Here is an 18,752-nt window from a genome sequence, read left to right as displayed (position 1 = left end):
GCTGGGTCCCTTCCACGGCCACCCCCAGGGGACGCCGTGCGCTTCACGAGGATCGGAACGAACCGGGCCCCAGGGCGACCGGGGCGGGACCCGCGCACGCGCGAGGCCGTGCCCTGCCCGTCCCGCCGAGCCCTCCCGAGGTCCGTCATGACCACGACCGATCCCACCACCACGCCCCTCGACCCCGAGCTGGCCGCCGAACGCTCCGCGCTCGACGCCGCCCGCGAAGCCCTGCGCCTGATGCGCGAAGAGGTCGAGGACACCGATCTGATGCTCGGTGACGTCTTCACCGACAAGGTCGCCAACGCCGCCCTCACCCGCGGCCGGCAGCGCCGGTTGGCCGCCCTGGCCGACGTCCCCGGTGCGCCGCTGTTCTTCGGCCGTCTCGACTTCGACCCCGGTACCGTCTTCGTCGACGAGGACGCGGGGTCGGATCCCGACCGCGTGCACATCGGCCGCCGACACGTCCACGACCCGGCAGGCCGGCCCCTGGTCCTGGACTGGCGGGCGCCGCTGTGCGTCGCCTACTACCGGGCCTCGCCCACCGACCCGATGAGCGTGCGGATCCGTCGCCGCTACGGGTTCACCACCATCGACAACGGGCCCCGTGCCGACCCCGAGGTGGTGCTCACCGCCTTCGAGGACGAGCACCTCGTGGGTGCGCCCGAAGCCGACGACCGGACGGGCGACCTGCTGGCCGCCGAGATCGAACGTCCCCGCACCGGGCCCATGCGCGACATCGTCGCCACCATCCAGCCCGAACAGGACGACCTGGTCCGCGCCCCCCTGGGCACCACCCTGTGCGTGCAGGGGGCGCCGGGCACCGGCAAGACCGCGGTGGGCCTGCACCGCATCGCGTTCCTGCTCTACACCGAACGCGAGCGCCTGTCCCGCGCCGGAGTGGCGATCATCGGGCCGAACCGGTCGTTCCTGTCCTACATCCGCGACGTGCTGCCCGCGCTGGGCGAGGTCGACGTCACCCAGACGACCATCGTCGACCTGCTCGCCGCCGGTCTGCCGGAACGCTCGCGGCCCGCCGCCGGATGGGTGCGCCGGGTCGAGGAACCCTTCGCCGCCCGGGTCAAGGGCGACGTCCGCATGGCCGAGGTGCTCCGCCGCGACCTCTGGTCGCACCTGCGCGAACCCACCGAGACCCTCATGGTCCGTCGCGGTTCGCGCCGGTGGCGGCTCTACCCGGAGGACCTGCGCCCCCTCCTGGACGAACTCGCCGGCCGCGGCGTCGCCTACGGCTCCGGGCGCGACCTGCTGTCCCACCGCATCGCCCACGCCGTGCTCTCCCTCATGGAGTCCGAGGGGGAGGTCTGCGACGACCGCACCCACGAACAGGTCCGCCGCGACCCCGCGGTGCGCTCCATGGTCACCGCACTGTGGCCCAAGAGGGACCCGCTCTCACTGGTGCTCGGCCTGCTCACCGACCCCGAACGGCTGGCCCGCGCCGCCGACGGGCTGCTCACCGCCGAAGAGCGTGCCGCCGTCCTCCTGCCGGGGAGGCCGCGCGGACCCAGGTCGGCCCGCTGGTCGGAGGAGGACCTCGCCCTCATCGACGAGGCCGCCGCGCTCATCGACCGCCCGGCGGGGCTGGGGCACATCGTCGTCGACGAGGCGCAGGACCTCAGCCCCATGCAGTGCCGGTCCGTCGGCCGCCGCTGCGAATCGGGATCGCTCACCGTACTGGGCGACATCGCGCAGGGCACCAGCCCCTCGGCCGCCCGCACCTGGTCCACCCTCCTGGAACACCTGGGCAAACCCACCGGACACCTGAGCGTCCTGGACCGGGGTTACCGGGTGCCCGCCCAGATCATCGACTTCGCCGCCCGGCTCCTCCCGCGCATCGCCGCCGGCCTGGGCGCGCCCGTCGCGGTCCGCCGCGCCCCGGGCTCTCTACGGGTGATCCCGGCCGCCGACGGTCTGGCCCCGGCGGTGGCCGCGGCCTGCCGGACCGCCCTGGCGGGCGAGGGCTCGGTGGGTCTCATCGCCGCCGACGCCCACCTGCCCGCGCTGTTGGGGGAACTGGAGGCCGAAGGCCTGCGGGTGCCGCTGCTGGACGACGGGACCGGCCTGGACGCCGCCCGCCTGGTCGCCGTCCCGGCGGGTCTGGCCAAGGGCCTGGAGTTCGACGCGGTCGTGGTCGCCGAGCCCGCCGCCATCGCCGAGGCCGAGGAGCGCGGCCTCAACCGCCTCTACGTCGTCCTCACCCGCGCCGTCAGCACCCTCCACGTGGTCCACGCCCGCCCGCTCCCCGCCGACCTCACCGACGAGGAGGTCAGCGGCTGACGGAGGTGCGGTGAGCGGTGCCGGCACGTTTCCAGGGGCCGGGCAGGACACCGGCGGTCAGCAGCCACAGGGCGACCGTGACCAGGTGCGCCCGCTCCAGGAAGCCGAGCGCGACGCCCGGGTTCCCGTCGCCGCCGGAGACCCGGACGGCCAGGGCGAGCACGGCGACGGCCGCCAGCGCCTGGAGGACGGCGAGCACCGCCACCCACACCCACGCGGAGTCGCCCGCCCGGCGGCGGTTCACCGCCAGGGAGACGACGCCTACCAGCGCGGCCAGGATCGTCACGGTGGCGATGACCGACTGGGCCGCGGTGGCCCCGCCCACGCCCTCGGCCAGGGACTCCGACGCGCAGGCGACGTCGGTGGAGACCACGCACCGTCCCGGGAGCAGCGAGGCGACGAACGAGGCGGTGCCGAACACCGCCATCGCCCACCACGACACCGCCGGTCGGCGGTTCGTCTCCCGCGCTCCCAGGGTCAGACCCAGGCCGGCCGCGAGCACCACCAGGATCGAGCCCGTGCGATGGGCGCTGTCGAGGAAGCGGCCGAACGCCGAGTCCGGATCGGCCAGGGCGCCCTGCACGCCGCCGCCCCCGCCCGGCAGCACGATCTCCAGGGTCCACATGCTGTACACGATGGCGGCGGCCACCGCGGCGACACGACCGTCCCTGTAGTCCCAGTGCCAATGTCCCGAGTAAGACATCGCACCCTCCGTTCTCACCTGCGATCCCCATCATCGACTCTCGGACGGAGAGGCTGTGAGCGCATCCGGTCACACCGGTCCGTTCCGGGGCCTTATGCCCCGACCGGCGCTCCTTCACCCGCCGGGTGACCCCGTGGCGGCCAACTCGCGGCGGCACCGTTATGCGCGGATGCGCCTGCGCGCGGCATCATGCAGTGACGGAGGCGGACGACGGTTCAACCGATGAAGGAGCGCACGCGATGGACGATCCGACCACGACACGTTGGCTGATCGTGGGGGTCGACGGTACCGATTCCAGCCGCCACGCGCTGGAATGGGCGGCACAGCAGGCGGCGCTGCGCGGGTTGGGAGTGCGGATCGTGGCCGCCGCGGGGGCCCTGACCTCGGTCGGCGTGTTCGGAGCGCACACCCGGGTCGACCCCGTGGCCCCTCCGGACGAGACCGACACCGGCGACGCCGAGCGCCTGCTCGCCTACGCCGCCGACTGGATCTCCCGGCTCTTCCCCGAACTGCGGGTGGAGACCCGCCTGTCGTACGCCCGCCCCGTCGAGGCCCTCCTGGTCGAGGCCGCGGGGGAGGGGGCGGCCGCCGTGGTGGTGGGCTCGCGCGGACTGCGCGGGATCGTCGCCGCCTTCGTCGGCTCGGTCGGCATCGAACTGGCGGCCCGCTCCCCCGTGCCCGTGGTGGTGCTGCCGCACGAGCACGCCGCCGCGCACGGTGTCCGGGGCCGGGTCATCGTCGGTATCGACGGCTCCGAGCCCAGCCGCCGAGCCGTCGAGTTCGCGTTCGCCCAGGCGGCCTTCGCCGATACCGAGCTCGTCGCGGTGAGCGCCTGGCAGCCCCTGGTGGCCTTCGCCGCCGCCACCGGGCCGATCCCACCCGAACTGTTCGACGACAACACCGCCGCCGAGGCCGCCCGCCAGTCCTTGGCCGAGGAACTCTCCGACCCCCGCCTGCGCCACCCGGAGGTCACGGTCCACAGCCGGGTGGTCCGCGCCCACCCGGTGGTGGCCCTGCTGGAGGAGGCCACCCCGGCCGACCTCATCGTGGTGGGCTCCCGCGGCCGGGGCGGGTTCCGCGGCCTCCTGCTCGGATCGGTCAGTCACTCGGTGCTCCACGGCGCCCGGGGGCCCGTCGCCATACTGCGCTAGCCGCACTCTTCCGGACCTCCGTCCGCCTCCGCCCCCGGAGGCCGGCGATACCTCCCCCGAAGACCTCTCCTCCGCCGGGTGCGGGTCCCCCGGGGGCGCCCGCGCCTCAAGCCTCGGGAACGCTCATGCGCAGGGCCAGGGCCGGGCACATGCGCACGGCCCGGTCCGCGTCCGCCTCCCACGAGGCCGGGACGGGCAGGTCCGGGTCCTCCGGGAACCCGTTGGCGTCCAACCGGACCAGTTCCGGCAGCAGCTCCGCGCACAGGCCGTGGCCGTCGCAACGCGACCAGTCCACGGACAACCGGGCGTACCGGTCCGCGGGCCCGTCGGGCAGCGGCAGCGCACCGCGCACCGGTCGGCCGCACCCCCCGCCCCACGCGTGCGCGGACACGTCGGAGGCGAACGCCCGCAGCGCGCTGCGGGCGAACACGGCGGCGCCGTCCGGGTGGGCGCAGGCCCCCTTGCCCTCGCCGATGCCCGCCGCCGCCTCCACCGCACCCGGGTCGCCCTCCCCGCCGATGAGGGCGAGGAACGCGTCCGCCAGCGCGGGCAGCCCGCGCACGCACGGCCCGCACTGCCCTGCGCTCTCCCGGGCCAGGTACCGCAGTGTCCTGGCCGTCTCGCCCAGCGGGCAGACGTTCTCGGCCAGCGGCAGCACGATGCCCGCCCCCAGCGTGCCGCCGACCTCGGCCAACCCCGCCCTGGACAGCCGGGCCCGGGCCACGGCGGGCGGGGCCAGCCACGCCCCGTGGTATCCGCCGACCAGTACGGCCTGCGCGGGCGGTGACCCGCACACCCCCAGCACGTGGACGAGCGGTGTGCCGGCCGGGGCCTCCACGACGGTGTCCCCGCCGACGGTGAGCAGCACCGTTCCGGGCTGGTCGGGGGTGCCCACGGCGGCGTAGGCGTCGGCCCCGCCCGCGGCGAGCAGGGCCAGGTGGGCGTAGGTCTCGGCGTTGGAGAGCAGGGTCGGCAGTCCGCCCACCCCGTTCTCGCTCGTCCGGCGCGGACTGCCCGGTGGCAGCGGCGTTCGGCCGTTGATCCCCTCCACGAGGGCGCCCGCCTGCCCGGAGACGAACCGGTGCGGCATCCGCACCACCCGGAACGCCGTGGCGGACCGGCGTTCGGCCACCGCCTCCCGCAGCGACTCCCCGACCGGGTCGACGTCCGAGCGCCGGGTCCCGCGGTCGGCGATCCCGATGACCACCTGGGGCGAGCCCAGGGCCCGCGCCGCCAGTTCGGCCCCGTCCAGGACCAGGTGGGGGACCCGGGTGAGCAGCATCCGGTCCTTGGCGCTCCCCGGTTCGCCCTCGGCGGCGTTGACCACGACCCGGGGCCCGCACTGTCGGCGCGCCACCGCCGTCTGCACCGCCCGCAGCTTGCGCGCGAACGGGAAGCCCGCGCCCCCGCGCCCGCGCAGTCCGCCCAGCCCCGCCAGGGTGATGAGCTCGTCGACGGCCAGATCCGGCAGCGGTCCGTGCAGGTCCACATGGGTCCCGTGGGCCACTCGGCGATGGTGGTCCAGTCCCCGGGTGAGCCGGGGTTCGCCGAGGGTCAGGGTGCGCGTCCGGTTCACGGTCGACCCCCGGGGCGCAGCGACGACCAGAAGGCCAACTCGTCACCGACGGCGCCTTCGTCGGGCAGGGCCGGCGGGACGAGCAGTTCGGAGGCGGCGCGCCGCCCCTCCCCGGTCCGGTGCGGGCGCCCCGTCACGACCAGACGCACGACCAGCGCGGCGCACACCGCGAGCAGGCACAGCAGGTAACAGATCAGCACCCACCCGGGGACGGTGCGGCCGGCGGTGAGGCCGTGCACCAGGGCGAGCGGCCAGCACAGGTAGGCGCTCACGTGGACGAGCCGCCACGCCCACGGGCGGGCGCCGCCGACGAACCTGCCGCGCAGCATCCCGGTGACGGTGATGATCAGGAGGAGGTCGGTGGCGATGATCCCGCAGGCCACGGCCGGATCGACGCCCCACGGCAGTAGGGCGTGCGTCGGGAGCAACCCGGTGAAGGCGATCTGGAGCACCACGTGCGCGATCAGGAACCCCACCGAGATCAGGGCGACGGAGCGGTGCGCCGCCTGGAGGAGGGCCCGGGTCCGGGGGGCGGCCACGAGCCGGTCGGCGGCGGCCAGACCCAGCACCGTCGACGCGGTGAGGCCGACCAGGGCCAGCACCCCCGACGACGACCACAGCAGGTCCTGGACATGGCGCAGGAGCACGGCGTGACCGGGGGCGGTCAGCGCCAACAGGGTGTTGGCCGCCACGATCCCGATCAGCAGGGACGGCCACGGACCGAGGCGGGTCCGGCGATCGGTGCGGGCGGCGAGCGGCCGTCGGACACGGGGCGGGGCCGGGTGGCCCCGAAGCCGCTGGAGGAGATCGAACATGACGCCCCTTCGGGCACGAGGGGAGAGGCGGCCCCGGGGGAGGGCGACACAGGGGTCGCGGGGCCCGTCAGCGGACGAAGTTAGCACCGGAACGGCGCTTCGTGGAGACCCTTCCCCGTTTTCTTTACCTTCTCAGGAAAGGATCTCCGTGCCAGAAGTTTTTTTTCCTCCCGGAAAATTGCTGATCAGGCATGTGATCTGAGTGTGATCTGATCTCGTTTTCCTGCGAACTCATCCGGATCGGGTCATACTTGCCCATCACCGAGAGGTAACTCTCGCAAAAAGTTGAGGTGACCGACCATTGGATGGGATGCCCATGACTCGCTACAAGGCCTATCTCATAGGGCTCGGAGCTGCGGCTTTGATCGTGGCCACCGGTTGCGGAGGGGACGCCGACGACGCTCCCGCAGAACAGGAATCCGAGTCCGGTCGTGGCCCTTACGACTCCGGCGAGGTCGAAGAAAGCCATGGTGGACACGAAACGGACACCGAAAACATTCCGGAACTCGGCACCGCGGAGAACGATGTGCTCGGCACCCTGATCACCGACGGGGACGGGAACACGCTCTATCTGTTCACCCAGGACTCCGCCGAATCATCGGCGTGTACGGGGGAATGCGCGCAGAATTGGGTGCCGTTGCGCACCTCCGACGACGCCGACGCCCCGGCCGAGATCGCCGAGGACCTGTCCGCCGACCTCGTCGGCTCGGTCGCCCGCGACGACGGCGACCCCCAGGTCACCTACGGGGACCGGCCCTTGTACACCTACACCGGGGACGCCGCCCCGGGCGACGTCAACGGCCAGGGGGTCGGTGACACCTGGTTCGCCGTCACCTCCGAGGGCACCCCCGCCGAGGCCGCGGCCGGCGACGACGGATACGGCGGGTCCTCCTACATCCGCCGCCCCGAGGGCTGAGGGCGGTGGCGGCCGCCCGGGGCCGCGCCCCGTTGACGCGACGGGTGCGCCGGAAAGCGCCCCACACCGTCGAACTCGTGGGCGTGGTCGGATTCCTGCTGGTCACCACGTTGACCGTGTTCATGGTGCTCCCCAACGGGACCAGCAGCGTCTCCGGGGTGTTCTGGAGCGACTGGAGCGCCACCGAGTACGGTCCGCTCGGCCCCGCCGACGTCGACGCGCTGATCAAGGTGCGTCAGGCCGGCCTGTGGGAGATCCCGGTGGGCCAACAGGCCGCCGACCGGGCCCAGAGCTCCCGGGTCCGCGAGGTGGGGGCGACGATCGCCGACGACCACGCCCTCATGGACGAACAGGTCCGCGACGTCGCCGCACGGCTCGACGTCCGGTTGCCCAGCACGCCCGGCGAGGACCAACAGCACTGGATGGACGAGCTCACCGGACTGTCCGGCGCCGAGTGGGACCGGGTGTTCGCCGATCGCCTGCGGGCCGCGCACGGCAACGTGCTCACCGTGCTGGCGGAGGTGCGCGCCGGCACCCGCAACGAGCTGGTCCGTTCCTTCTGCCAGCACGCGATCCTCATGGTCCTGCGGCACATCACGCTCCTGGAGAGCACCGGCCTGGTCGATTACGGGGCACTGCCCGAACCCAGGCCGCCCGAACGGCGCCCGGAGCCCTGAACCCGCGCCGTGCGCGCCCACGAACCGGGCGGTGCCGCGAGGGTGCCGTCCACCCCGGGCGGGGTCCGCGTCGGCGGCCCCGCCGAGAAACCCGCTTCAAGGAAGCACAAGCGAAGCACAGAGGAGTTCCGAACCCATGGACGAACGACCACGACCACGGGGGTACCGCCCCTCGCGCGCGCTGACGGCCGGGGCGGCACTGGCCCTGGTGCTGGGCGGTCTCGCCCTCACCGCGACCGCCATCGACCCTCCCGAGGAGGGGACCCTGGTGGGCGACCACCGGTGGAAGGACGGGGGGCGCCCCGGGGGCGGTGGCGACGCCGGCGGAGACGACGACACCGGCGGCCACGGAGACCACGGCGACGGTCCCGTCACCGGCCCCGACCCGGCGCTCTTCGTTCCCATCGAGGAGGCGCCGCCCGCCCCCGACGCCCCCGAACCCGACGGGAACGCCTCCACCGGCTCCCTCACCCTCGACTGCGGCGTCAACGAGAACGGAGTGCACAACTCGGAGAACGTCATCGTCGCCCCCGGCGTGGAGCACGGTGCCCAGCACACCCACGACTACGTGGGCAACCAGGACGTCCAGCGGTTCACCGAGGACGTCGACGCCAACAACGCGATCCTCGCCGAGGGCGACACCTCCTGCGAACGCGACGACCGTTCCATGCACTACTGGCCGGTCCTGCGCGACCTCACCGCCGAGGGCGGGGACGCCGACCTGCCGGGCGGCGGCCTCGACGGCAACATCGGACGGATCATCACCCCCTCCTCGGTCACCATCGAGTTCCTGGGCAACCCCCGGGGTCCGGTGGCCGCCATGCCGGAGTTCCTCCAGATCCTCACGGGCAACGCCCGGGCCTTCACCGCCGACGGCGCGGGCGCCGGTGCCCGGTGGACCTGCACCGGCTTCGAGGACCGCGCCTTCCCGGACCGCTACCCGCTCTGCCCGGAAGGGAGCGACGTGGTGCGCGTCCTGGAGTTCCCCAGCTGCTGGAACGGAGTCGACTTCCAGAGCGACGACAACCGCTCGCACATCGTGTTCCCCGAGGAGGACGGCGTCTGCGCGGAGGGTTTCACCGCCGTGCCCCGCCTGCGCCACACCCTCGTCTACGAGGTGCCCGAAGGGCCGAACTTCGCCCTCGACGGGTTCCCCGAGCAGGGCCGCCACCCGATCACGGACCATTCCGACCACATCAACGTCATGCCGCTCGACCTGATGGCGGAACTGGTCGAGTGCGTCAACAACGGACGTGACTGCTGACGCTCCCGCGTGCCGGGGTCCCGGAGTCTTCGCAGGCCGGAGCCCGGGACCCCGGACACAGGTCCACTCGGCGCCCCGGCCGCCCCGGTACCCGGTGTGACGAACCACACGGTGTGTCCTTCTGTGGTCGGGACTTTCCCGCGCGCGAGGGGAAACGGTCGCCGCCTGCGGTGGCACACCCGCCACGAGAGCCTCCTCAGGCGCAGGAATGAGCCCTCGGAAAGCCTTGTGGCGCAGCGGAACCGGCCTCTCATGCCCCACATGATTAGACCATTGGCCTATACCAATTGGTCACCGTGGGGGGACGTCGTTCATGATGCGAGGGATCTCGATTCACAAAGGAGCCGCTGTGACTGTCGGTATTGATGTGGGCGTGGCCCCGACCGAGCACGAAGAACTTGTGTCCTGGGTTCGCGAGGTCGCGGAGCTCACCCAGCCCGACAACGTCGTCTGGTGCGACGGTTCCGATGAGGAGTGGACCCGCCTCACCGACCTCCTCGTGGAGCAGGGCACCTTCGAACGCCTCAACCCCGAGAAGCGCCCCAACAGCTTCTACTGCACCTCCGACCCCACGGACGTGGCCCGCGTCGAGGACCGCACCTTCATCTGCTCCGAGCGCGAAGAGGACGCCGGCCCCACCAACAACTGGGTCGCCCCCGACGAGATGCGCGCCACCTTCGGCGAGGTCTTCCGGGGCTCCATGCGCGGTCGCACCATGTACGTCGTGCCCTTCTGCATGGGTCCGCTCGGCGGCCGGATCTCGCAGCTCGGTGTCGAGATCACCGACTCCCCCTACGTCGTCGTCTCCATGCGCATCATGGCCCGCATGGGGGACGCCGCCCTGCGCCTCATCGAGGAGCGCGGCGACTTCGTCAAGGCCGTCCACTCCGTCGGCGCCCCGCTGGAGCCGGGCCAGGAGGACGTCGCCTGGCCCTGCAACGCCACCAAGTACATCTCGCACTTCCCCGAGACGCGTGAGATCTGGTCCTACGGCTCCGGCTACGGGGGCAACGCCCTCCTCGGCAAGAAGTGCTACGCGCTGCGCATCGCCTCGGTGATGGCCCGCGACGAGGGCTGGCTCGCCGAGCACATGCTGATCCTCAAGGTCACCTCGCCCGAGGGCGCGACCCACTACATCGCGGCCGCCTTCCCGAGCGCCTGCGGCAAGACCAACCTCGCCATGCTCCAGCCGACCATCCCCGGCTGGAAGGTCGAGACCGTCGGCGACGACATCGCCTGGATGCGCTTCGACGCCGAGGGCCGCCTGCGCGCCATCAACCCCGAGGCCGGTTTCTTCGGCGTCGCCCCCGGCACCGGCGAGAAGACCAACGCCAACGCCGTCGACACCCTCTGGGGCAACAGCATCTTCACCAACGTCGCCCTCACCGAGGACGGCGACGTGTGGTGGGAGGGCCTCACCGAGGAGCCCCCGGCGAGCCTCACCGACTGGAAGGGCCGTCCCTGGACCCCGGCCTCCCCGGAGCCGGCGGCCCACCCCAACTCCCGCTTCACCACCCCGGCCGGCCAGGCGCCGACCATCGCCGACGAGTGGGAGGACCCGGAGGGCGTACCGATCTCCGCCATCCTCTTCGGCGGCCGTCGCGCCACCGCGGTCCCGCTGGTCACCGAGTCCCTCGGTTGGCGGCACGGCGTCTACCTGGGCGCCAACGTCTCCTCCGAGAAGACCGCCGCCGCCGAGGGCACCGTGGGCGAGCTGCGCCGCGACCCGTTCGCGATGCTGCCCTTCTGCGGCTACAACATGGGGGACTACTTCGCGCACTGGATCAAGGTGGGCGCCGGCGCCGACCAGGCGAAGCTGCCCCGGATCTTCTACGTGAACTGGTTCCGCAAGGACGCCGACGGCCGTTTCGTGTGGCCCGGTTTCGGCGAGAACAGCCGCGTCATCAAGTGGATCGTCGAGCGCCTGGAGGGCACCGCCGAGGCCGTCGAGACCCCGATCGGCCTGCTGCCGACCGAGGACGGCATCGACACCGAGGGCCTGGACCTGTCCGCCGAGGACCTGCGGTTCCTGCTCTCCGTGGACACCGACGTCTGGAAGCGGGAGGCCGACCTGGTCCCCGAGTTCTTCAAGACCTTCGGCGACCACCTGCCCGGTGAACTCTGGGACGAGTACCACGCTCTGCTGGACCGACTCGGCCGGTAGCGGCCTCCCGCCGACCCCTCTTCCGCGCTTCGAGGGTCGGCCGCGACGAGGGCGCGGACACCGCACGGTGTCCGCGCCCTCCGGCGTGCTTCAGGCCGGGTCCCCGGCCGGCCCGTGGCCCCCGCACGCGGGCGGCCACTCCTCCACGGTCCGGAGCAGGGCTTCACCGACCCGCTCCAGGAGCTCCCCGGTGTGCACCAGGCGTCTCCCCGCCGGGGTGTCCGGCCCCAGGGCCCGCGCGCCCCGGCGAGCGGTCTCCGCGATCTCGGCGTTCGCCCTGATCGACGCCTCCACCGAGCGGTACCAGACGTTCCCGTCGACGGTGTAGAGGTCGCGCCGCCCCTGCCGGGCGCGCTGGAGCAGGCCCTGCCCCTCCAGGTACCCGACGGCCAGCGAGACCGATGCGGGGCTGACCCCCAGCCGTCGGACCAGGTCGGCGGCGGTCAGCCCGGAGTCATCGACGGAGAACAGGCAGGCGAGCACCCGGGACGGCGTCGCCGTCATCCCCGAGCGGGCCAGCGCCCCGGCGAGCGACTCCTCGAACGCGCGGACCTCCTCGGCATCGCGCCCGGGCCGCTCCCGGACGGTCCCGGGCCGGGCCGGGGCTCCGCCGCCGCGCCGGGCCCGCCTGTCGCTCTCCCGCTGGGCGCGGTCGGGTCGGTAGCCGTCCGGGCCGCCGTTGCGCGCCACCTCGCGGCTGACCGTCGAGGTCGGCCGGCCCAGCCGCCGGGCGATCCCGGCGTACCCGAGACCCGCGGACAACCCGTCGGCGATCTCCCTGCGGTCCTGCCGGGTGAGTCTTCCTCCGGGCACGGTGCTCCGTTCGGCCGGTGGTGCGTTCAATGACAGGCCATTGCAATCATTGACGTGAACCTCGTTGCGTTAATCCACACACTCATTGCAATCTTTACCCATCATAGCCTGCAAATAAAGGCTTCGCAAGTGTATTCGCTATTGATCGATATTTGAATGCAACTTAGCGTTTGGGTCGTATTGAACGAACGGCGGTGCGGTGGGGCGGTCGGCCTGACACCACCGCCCCCGATACGAGAGGCCCGACATGCCCGAATCCCTTCCCGCTCCGGCTCCGCTGTCCACGGCACGCCCGAGGGGGTGCCCCTTCGACCCGCCCGCGGAACTGGGCGCACTGCGCGACCGGCACCCGCTGAGCCGGATGTCCTACCCCGACGGGCACGTGGGGTGGCTGGTCACCGGCCACGCACTGGCCCGCGCGGTGGCCGCCGACCGCCGGTTCAGTTCGAGGCAGGAGCTCATGCGCCTCCCGACACCCCGAAACGGTGTTCCCGCCGGTCCGCTCCCGCCGGCCCCTCCCGGCATGTTCGTCTCGCACGACGCGCCCGAGCACACCCGCTACCGGCGCCTGCTCGCCGGGAGGTTCACGGTCCGGCGCATGCGCGCCCTCACCGAGCGCGTCGAGCAGATCACCGCCGAACGGCTCGACGCGATGGAGGGGGAGGGCCCCGGAGTGGACCTGGTGGTCGCCTTCGCCCAGCCCGTGCCCGCCCTGATGATCTGCGAGCTGCTCGGCGTGCCCTCCGGCGACCACGGGCACTTCCAGCGGCTGGTGTCCTCGACCAACGACCAGAACGCCTCCCTGGAGGAGGTCGGCGCGGCCATGGCCGAGCTGGGCGGCTTCCTGCACGGGCTGGTCCTTGCCAAGCGGGCCTCCCCGACCGACGACCTGCTCGGCGAGCTCGTCGGTGAGGACCTCACCGACGAGGAGCTCACCAACATCGCGGTCCTGCTGCTGGGTGCGGGTCTGGACACCACCGCGAACATGATCGCGCTGGGTGCCTTCGCCCTGTTCACGGCTCCGGAGCAGATCGCCGCCCTGAGCGAGGGCCCGGAGGCCGTCGACCGTGCGGTCGAGGAACTGCTGCGCTACCTGACCATCGCTCACACCGGCGTGCGCACCGCGCTGGAGGACGTCGAACTCGGGGGCCACCTGATCCGCGCGGGGGACAGCGTCACCATCTCCGCCCTCGCCGCCGACCGCGACCCGGCGAAGTTCACCGACCCCGACGTCCTGGACCTGCGGCGCGACGCGACCGGCCACCTCGCCCTCGGCCACGGCGCCCACCAGTGCCTGGGACAGCAGTTGGCCAGAGTGGAGCTGCGGGTCGCCCTGCCGGCGCTCTTCGAGCGGTTTCCGACACTGCGCCCGGCCGTGCCGGCGGACGAGGTGGCCGTGCGGGAGGACTCCGACATCCACGGCGTGTACAGCCTTCCCGTCACCTGGGACGAGGTGTGAGGCCCGTGGGGTTCGAGATCGACCGCACGGTCTGCATCGGCGCCGGGACGTGCGTGATCAAGGCGCCCGCGGTGTTCGCGCAGGACCCGGATGACGGCTTGGTGGTGCCGGTGGGTGGTGGCGTTCCGGACTCCCCGGAGGTCCGGAGGGCGGCGGAGGCCTGCCCGTCCGGCGCGATCGTCCCCGCCCCCTGAGCGCTCCGGGGCGGCGGGGCGCCACCCGCGGCCCCGGAGCCCCCGGCGAAGGCGCCCCGACATGCATGCGCAAGTTTTCAGAAATACATTGGAAAACCTTGCGCGGGTGATCCGGGTCTCATTACCGTGCGGGTGGACGCCCCCACCCTCCGAGAGGACCCACACCCCCATGAGACCTCCGCACGTACACTCCCGCCCGGGGCCCGGACCCCGGGTCCTTCGTGCGGTCGGCCCGATCGCCGCCGCACTCGCCCTGGCCCTGCTCGCCCCCGGCGGCGCCGTCGCCTTCACGGCGCCCGCCGAACCGCCGGTGTCGGAGGGGGTGGACCTCACCCGGCAGCGCGCCCACTGGATCGACGCGACCACCGTGCTCTGGCCGGCCGAGCTCGGCCCCGAGAGCACCTACACCCTGGTGGCCTCCGACGACGACGGCTTCGACGTCTCCGACGGCCGGATCACCGGCGACCACGACCTCCTGGAGCTGACCCCCGACCCCGACGGACTCACCGAGGAGCAACGTCGGTCCCGGCCCCACCTGGCCGACCTCGCCGTCCTGGAGACCGGGGACATCCCGCGCGAGCACCTGCGCGAAGCGCTCACCGGGCGACTCGTCGTCGTCGAGTGGGACGCCGACGGCGACGTCACCGCCGCGACGGGGGTGCAGATCCCCGGTGTGCTCGACGACGTGTACGCCGAGGCCGTCGACGCCGACCTCGGCGTCTTCTGGGACGCCCGGGGGCGCCCCACCGTCTCGCTGTGGGCCCCGACCGCGCGCTCGGTGACCCTGGAGCTCTTCACCGACTCCACCGGCGGGAACCGACGCGCCGTTCCCATGCGACGGGACGACCGGACCGGCGTGTGGTCGGTCAAGGGCGGGTCCGCCTGGACGGGCCGCTTCTACACCTTCGACGTGCGGGTGTTCTCCCCCTACGCCGACGACGGCCGCGGCGCCTTCGTGGACAACCGGGTCACCGACCCCTACTCCGTCTCGCTGTCCACCGACTCGGCGCTCTCCCACATGGTCGACCTCGCCGATCCCGACCTGGCCCCCCGGGGCTGGCACGAGCGGGACAAACCCGAGGCGGTCCCCTTCCGGGACGCGTCGGTCTACGAGCTGCACGTCCGCGATCACTCCGTCTTCGACGCCACCGTGCCCGCCGACCTGCGTGGCACCTTCGCGGCGTTCGGCGAGACCGAATCCGCCGGGATGCGCGATCTCGCCGCCCTGGCCGAGGACGGCATGGACTACGTCCACCTGCTGCCCGTCTTCGACATCGGCTCCGTCCCGGAGGACCCCGCCGATCGGGCCGAACCCCCGTGCGACCTCGGCTCCTTCGCCCCCGACTCCGAGGGACAGCAGGCCTGTATCGACGGGATCCGCGCACAGGACGCCTTCAACTGGGGCTACGACCCGTACCACTACACGGTCCCGGAGGGCTCCTACGGCACCGACCCCGACGGGTCCGCGCGCGTCATCGAGTTCCGCACGATGGTCGGAGGCCTCAACGACGCCGGCCTGCGCGTGGTGATGGACGTCGTCTACAACCACACCCACCAGGCCGGCCAGGGCGAGCAGTCGGTGCTCGACCGCGTCGTCCCCGGCTACCACCACCGACTGGACGCCGACGGGGCCGTCGCCACCTCCACCTGCTGCCCGAACACGGCTCCCGAGCACCTGATGACGGGACGGCTCGTGGTGGACTCGGTGACCACCTGGGCCCGTGAGTACAAGGTCGACGGCTTCCGATTCGACCTCATGGGCCACCACCCCAAGCAGAACATGCTGGACGTGCGCGCCGCCCTGGACGCGCTCACCCTCGAAGAGGACGGCGTCGACGGGAAGGCGATCCTTCTCTACGGCGAGGGCTGGAACTTCGGCGAGGTCGCCGACGACGCCCGGTTCGAGCAGGCCACGCAGATCAACATGGCCGGGACCGGCATCGGCACCTTCAACGACCGGCTTCGCGACGCCGTGCGCGGCGGCGGCCCCTTCGACGGCGATCCCGGCGTGCAGGGCTTCGGCAGCGGCCTGTACACCGACCCCAACGCCTCGCCCGCCAACGGCACGGAGCAGGAACAGGCGGACCGGCTGCGCCGCTACCAGGACCTCATCAAGGTCGGCCTGACCGGCAACCTGCGCGACTACCGGTTCACGGACTCCTCCGGCAGGGAGGTCACCGGCTGGGACGTCGATTACAACGGCGCCCCCGGCGGGTACAGCCTTTCCCCGCAGGAGGCGATCACCTACGTCGACGCGCACGACAACGAGACCCTGTACGACGCGCTCGCCTACAAGCTCCCGCCCACGACGCCCATGGACGACCGGGTGCGGATGCAGGCCCTGTCCCTGGGCACGGCCCTGCTCGGACAGGGGCCGGTACTCGTGCACGCCGGCAGTGAGCGGCTGCGTTCCAAGTCCCTGGACCGCAACTCCTACGACTCCGGCGACTGGTTCAACCGGTTCTCCCGGGACTGCTCCGAGGGCAACAACTTCGGTGTCGGCCTGCCACCGGCGTGGGACAACGAGGACAAGTGGTCCTACGCGCGCCCCCTGCTGGCCGATCCCGCCCTGGTGGCCGACTGCGCGGCGATCGACGCGAGCAGGGACCGCTTCGGCGAACTGCTGCGGATCCGCGAGTCCACCCCGGCGTTCTCCCTGGGCACCGCCGAGGAGATCCAGGAACGACTCTCCTTCCCCGCCGGTGACGCGGGCGAGATCCCCGGGGTCATCACGATGCACATCGACACCACCGGCCTCGACGAGGAGTGGACCTCGGTGACGGTGGTGTTCAACGCGTCCCCCGACCCGGCGGAACCGCGGGTCGACGCGCTCATCGGCGGTGACGTGGCCCTGCATCCGGTGCAGGCCGGGTCCGACGACGAGGTCGTGCGCGAATCCGCGTTCGACCCGGACACGGGTGTCCTGAACGTGCCGCCGCGCACCGTCGCGGTCTTCGTGGCGGACTGACCCCGACGCGGGGTCGGTGGCCGGGCCCACCTCGGTCACCGACCCCCGGACGCGGCGCCCGACGTACAGGTGCGGGTGTTTTCGTGAACGGCTGAGAGATCACTTCGCCACGTGCTAATGATGTTACCGACAGTGATGAAATCTGCCCTCGGGAACCCTTATGCTCACCCTGATCCTCGTCCTCGCCGTACTGGCCACCATGGTGGCGGGGGCCGCCCTGGCCGTCGGCCGCTTCCGTGTCGACGATGAGGGGTCCGGTGGCGCCGTGGGGGTCGTCGTGGCCCCGTGCGTGCTCGCCCTCTACCTCGGCTCGGCGGCGATGGGGGTGGTGATCGCCTGGGAGGGCTTCAAGGGGGCCGAGGACGGCATCATGACCGAGGTCGGCTCCGCGCAGTCCCTGTACTGGAGCACCGTCGCACTGCCCGAGCACGAGGCCGCGGAGGTGCGCGAACGGCTGCGCGCCTACCTGGGGTCCGTCGTCCAGGACGACTGGCCGGCCATGCGGGCCGCCGACGGGCTCAGCCGGGAGGGCGACGCGGCCTACGCCGACCTGGCGGCCTCGGTGCGGTCGCTCTCGGTCTCCGACACCGGTGACGGGCTGGACCGGCTCACCGCCCGCCAGGAGCTGAACTCGCTGGGGGAGGCCCGGCTCGAACGGGCCGACGCCGCCACCGAGGGCATGCCGCCCCTGCTCACCGGTATCGCCGCGCTGTCCGCCACCGCCGTCGCGGTCCTGCCCTTCGCCATGGTCCGGCGCGGCTCCCGGGTCGCCTACTTCTGGGCCGGCGCCAACCTGGTGTTCGTGTTCGTCACGGTCCTGCTGCTGTTCTACATGGGGCACCCGTTCAGCGGCATCCTCTCCCACGACGCGGGCGGGATCGAGGACGCCCTGAGCGGGTTCGACCACATCGACCGGGCACTGACGGCCCCGTGACCGACTACCGACGGCTCGCGCGTCCGGCGGCCCGGGCGGCACCGGCGACGGCCACGATCACCACGACCAGGATCACCGCCATCGTGCGCATGGGGGTGAAGGAGGCCGTCCCGGTCCCCGTACCTCCTTCGGACGCGTCCAGCAGCGAACCTACGGGAGCGACCTGCACCGGCTCCTCGTGCCGTGCCGCCACCGGAGCCTCGGACGCCGGCCGTTCGGGATCCGGGGCGCCGGGTGTGACGGAGGGGGCGGCGATGACGGCTGTCGTCCCGGGGGTCGGCGCGGGGTCGGTCCCGGGCTCGGGGCCGGGCTCGGTGCCGGGGGTCCCGGGGCGGGGGCCGGGAACGCGCGGCTGCTCCTCGGAGGGAGGCCGCTCCTCGGACGGCGGCCGCTCCTCGGAGGGGGGCGGCGGCTCGTAGGGCGGGGGATCGGCGGGGGGCGGCGGCTCCGGGGCCGGCACGGTGGGGGCGGGTCGCGGCGGCCTCGGGGAAGGGCACGGGGGCGCCTGGCCCGAATGGACCACCACACGGGTCCCGTCGGCGCAGACCAGTACGTGGGAGACCGGGCTCCGGCCGACCTCCACCTCGACGCTCTCGGGGCCGCTCACCACCCGGACCCCCGGAGCGTCCACCCGCACGCCGTCCGACGTGGAGACCGTCACCGGACCCTCGGGCCCAGGGGGCGTGTCGGCCGGTCGGGTGGCGGCCCCGGCCGCCGTGGCGCCGCCGATCAGCAGCAGTGCCACCGTGAGGGCGGTCAGGGTGCGGCGGGGGGAAGGCATATCACTCCTCGTGCTCATGACATTACACTTGGAGATCGTACG

General features: G+C 72.7%; 15 protein-coding genes. 10 read left to right on the top strand and 5 right to left on the bottom strand.

The window, feature by feature from the left end; all coding sequences use genetic code 11:
- Nucleotides 1-147 precede the first annotated feature (147 nt).
- Nucleotides 148-2,295, top strand: coding sequence for a HelD family protein (locus PWG71_RS04905; protein WP_274808299.1), 2,148 nt, complete (start codon nucleotides 148-150; stop codon nucleotides 2,293-2,295).
- On the opposite strand, the gene PWG71_RS04900 is transcribed toward PWG71_RS04905, so the two are convergent.
- Complete coding sequence (locus PWG71_RS04900; RefSeq protein ID WP_274808298.1) at nucleotides 2,285-2,998, bottom strand: DUF998 domain-containing protein; 714 nt, start codon at nucleotides 2,996-2,998, stop codon at nucleotides 2,285-2,287. The two genes, PWG71_RS04905 and PWG71_RS04900, sit on opposite strands and share 11 nt — an antisense overlap.
- Nucleotides 2,999-3,237: 239 nt before the next feature.
- Between PWG71_RS04900 and PWG71_RS04895 the strand changes: the two genes are divergently transcribed.
- Nucleotides 3,238-4,149, top strand: coding sequence for a universal stress protein (locus PWG71_RS04895; RefSeq protein ID WP_274808297.1), 912 nt, complete (start codon nucleotides 3,238-3,240; stop codon nucleotides 4,147-4,149).
- Nucleotides 4,150-4,255: 106 nt separating this feature from the next.
- Here the strand turns inward: PWG71_RS04895 and PWG71_RS04890 are convergent, their stop codons facing one another.
- Both PWG71_RS04890 and PWG71_RS04885 read right to left on the bottom strand, forming a co-directional pair.
- Nucleotides 4,256-5,725: an NADH-quinone oxidoreductase subunit NuoF family protein gene (locus tag PWG71_RS04890; RefSeq protein ID WP_274808296.1), complete on the bottom strand. Its 1,470-nt coding sequence runs from the start codon at nucleotides 5,723-5,725 to the stop codon at nucleotides 4,256-4,258.
- On the bottom strand, nucleotides 5,722-6,540 hold the full coding sequence (locus tag PWG71_RS04885; protein ID WP_274808295.1) for a hypothetical protein: 819 nt from the start codon (nucleotides 6,538-6,540) through the stop codon (nucleotides 5,722-5,724). The genes PWG71_RS04890 and PWG71_RS04885 overlap by 4 nt, the downstream gene beginning before the upstream one ends.
- A 316-nt stretch (nucleotides 6,541-6,856) precedes the next feature.
- Between PWG71_RS04885 and PWG71_RS04880 the strand changes: the two genes are divergently transcribed.
- The 4 genes from PWG71_RS04880 to PWG71_RS04865 all read left to right on the top strand — a co-directional run bounded on the left by PWG71_RS04880 (nucleotide 6,857) and on the right by PWG71_RS04865 (nucleotide 11,561).
- Nucleotides 6,857-7,456, top strand: coding sequence for a COG4315 family predicted lipoprotein (locus PWG71_RS04880; RefSeq protein WP_274808294.1), 600 nt, complete (start codon nucleotides 6,857-6,859; stop codon nucleotides 7,454-7,456).
- Between the two features lie 77 nt (nucleotides 7,457-7,533).
- A complete protein-coding gene (locus PWG71_RS04875; RefSeq protein WP_274808293.1) occupies nucleotides 7,534-8,133 on the top strand; it encodes a DUF4142 domain-containing protein in 600 nt (199 codons plus the stop codon).
- Between the two features lie 136 nt (nucleotides 8,134-8,269).
- Nucleotides 8,270-9,397 (top strand): DUF1996 domain-containing protein, encoded by a 1,128-nt coding sequence (locus PWG71_RS04870; protein WP_274808292.1) that lies wholly within the window; start codon nucleotides 8,270-8,272, stop codon nucleotides 9,395-9,397.
- Nucleotides 9,398-9,713: 316 nt separating this feature from the next.
- Complete coding sequence (locus PWG71_RS04865) at nucleotides 9,714-11,561, top strand: phosphoenolpyruvate carboxykinase (GTP) (RefSeq protein ID WP_274808481.1); 1,848 nt, start codon at nucleotides 9,714-9,716, stop codon at nucleotides 11,559-11,561.
- Nucleotides 11,562-11,651: 90 nt separating this feature from the next.
- Here the strand turns inward: PWG71_RS04865 and PWG71_RS04860 are convergent, their stop codons facing one another.
- Nucleotides 11,652-12,374, bottom strand: coding sequence for a GbsR/MarR family transcriptional regulator (locus PWG71_RS04860; protein ID WP_274808291.1), 723 nt, complete (start codon nucleotides 12,372-12,374; stop codon nucleotides 11,652-11,654).
- A gap of 247 nt (nucleotides 12,375-12,621) precedes the next feature.
- Here PWG71_RS04860 and PWG71_RS04855 point away from each other — a divergent pair, with 247 nt between their 5' ends.
- The 4 genes from PWG71_RS04855 (at nucleotide 12,622) to PWG71_RS04840 (ending at nucleotide 17,929) form a co-directional block, all read left to right on the top strand.
- Entirely contained in the window at nucleotides 12,622-13,833 is a 1,212-nt protein-coding gene (locus PWG71_RS04855) for a cytochrome P450 (protein ID WP_274808290.1), read from the top strand.
- A 5-nt stretch (nucleotides 13,834-13,838) separates the two neighbouring features.
- Nucleotides 13,839-14,027 carry a ferredoxin gene (locus tag PWG71_RS04850; protein WP_274808289.1) on the top strand — a complete coding sequence of 63 codons (189 nt, stop codon included), beginning with the start codon at nucleotides 13,839-13,841 and terminating at the stop codon, nucleotides 14,025-14,027.
- Nucleotides 14,028-14,196: 169 nt separating this feature from the next.
- The gene (gene pulA / locus PWG71_RS04845; RefSeq protein ID WP_274808288.1) at nucleotides 14,197-16,995 is read left to right on the top strand and encodes a pullulanase-type alpha-1,6-glucosidase; all 2,799 of its coding nucleotides are present in this window, start codon (nucleotides 14,197-14,199) and stop codon (nucleotides 16,993-16,995) included.
- A gap of 160 nt (nucleotides 16,996-17,155) precedes the next feature.
- Nucleotides 17,156-17,929 carry a bestrophin-like domain gene (locus PWG71_RS04840; RefSeq protein WP_274808287.1) on the top strand — a complete coding sequence of 258 codons (774 nt, stop codon included), beginning with the start codon at nucleotides 17,156-17,158 and terminating at the stop codon, nucleotides 17,927-17,929.
- A 4-nt stretch (nucleotides 17,930-17,933) separates the two neighbouring features.
- Here PWG71_RS04840 and PWG71_RS04835 read toward each other — a convergent pair whose 3' ends face one another.
- The gene (locus PWG71_RS04835; RefSeq protein ID WP_274808286.1) at nucleotides 17,934-18,710 is read right to left on the bottom strand and encodes a hypothetical protein; all 777 of its coding nucleotides are present in this window, start codon (nucleotides 18,708-18,710) and stop codon (nucleotides 17,934-17,936) included.
- Nucleotides 18,711-18,752: the final 42 nt, after the last annotated feature.

The organism is Nocardiopsis sp. N85 (genome assembly GCF_028882275.1).
GTDB lineage: Bacteria > Actinomycetota > Actinomycetes > Streptosporangiales > Streptosporangiaceae > Nocardiopsis > Nocardiopsis lambiniae.
The sequence above is the reverse complement of the archived record's forward strand: the minus strand, read 5'-3'. Positions and strand labels throughout refer to the sequence as shown.

What these genes read in the sequence shown, in the direction of transcription:
- PWG71_RS04865 (WP_274808481.1), top strand. Translation starts at nt 9,714, where the DNA reads ATGCGAGGGATCTCGATTCACAAAGGAGCCGCTGTGACTGTCGGTATT.
- PWG71_RS04835 (WP_274808286.1), bottom strand. Translation starts at nt 18,710, where the DNA reads ATGCCTTCCCCCCGCCGCACCCTGACCGCCCTCACGGTGGCACTGCTG.
- PWG71_RS04905 (WP_274808299.1), top strand. Translation starts at nt 148, where the DNA reads ATGACCACGACCGATCCCACCACCACGCCCCTCGACCCCGAGCTGGCC.
- PWG71_RS04880 (WP_274808294.1), top strand. Translation starts at nt 6,857, where the DNA reads ATGACTCGCTACAAGGCCTATCTCATAGGGCTCGGAGCTGCGGCTTTG.
- PWG71_RS04885 (WP_274808295.1), bottom strand. Translation starts at nt 6,540, where the DNA reads ATGTTCGATCTCCTCCAGCGGCTTCGGGGCCACCCGGCCCCGCCCCGT.
- PWG71_RS04870 (WP_274808292.1), top strand. Translation starts at nt 8,270, where the DNA reads ATGGACGAACGACCACGACCACGGGGGTACCGCCCCTCGCGCGCGCTG.
- PWG71_RS04900 (WP_274808298.1), bottom strand. Translation starts at nt 2,998, where the DNA reads ATGTCTTACTCGGGACATTGGCACTGGGACTACAGGGACGGTCGTGTC.
- PWG71_RS04840 (WP_274808287.1), top strand. Translation starts at nt 17,156, where the DNA reads ATGCTCACCCTGATCCTCGTCCTCGCCGTACTGGCCACCATGGTGGCG.
- pulA (WP_274808288.1), top strand. Translation starts at nt 14,197, where the DNA reads ATGAGACCTCCGCACGTACACTCCCGCCCGGGGCCCGGACCCCGGGTC.
- PWG71_RS04895 (WP_274808297.1), top strand. Translation starts at nt 3,238, where the DNA reads ATGGACGATCCGACCACGACACGTTGGCTGATCGTGGGGGTCGACGGT.
- PWG71_RS04855 (WP_274808290.1), top strand. Translation starts at nt 12,622, where the DNA reads ATGCCCGAATCCCTTCCCGCTCCGGCTCCGCTGTCCACGGCACGCCCG.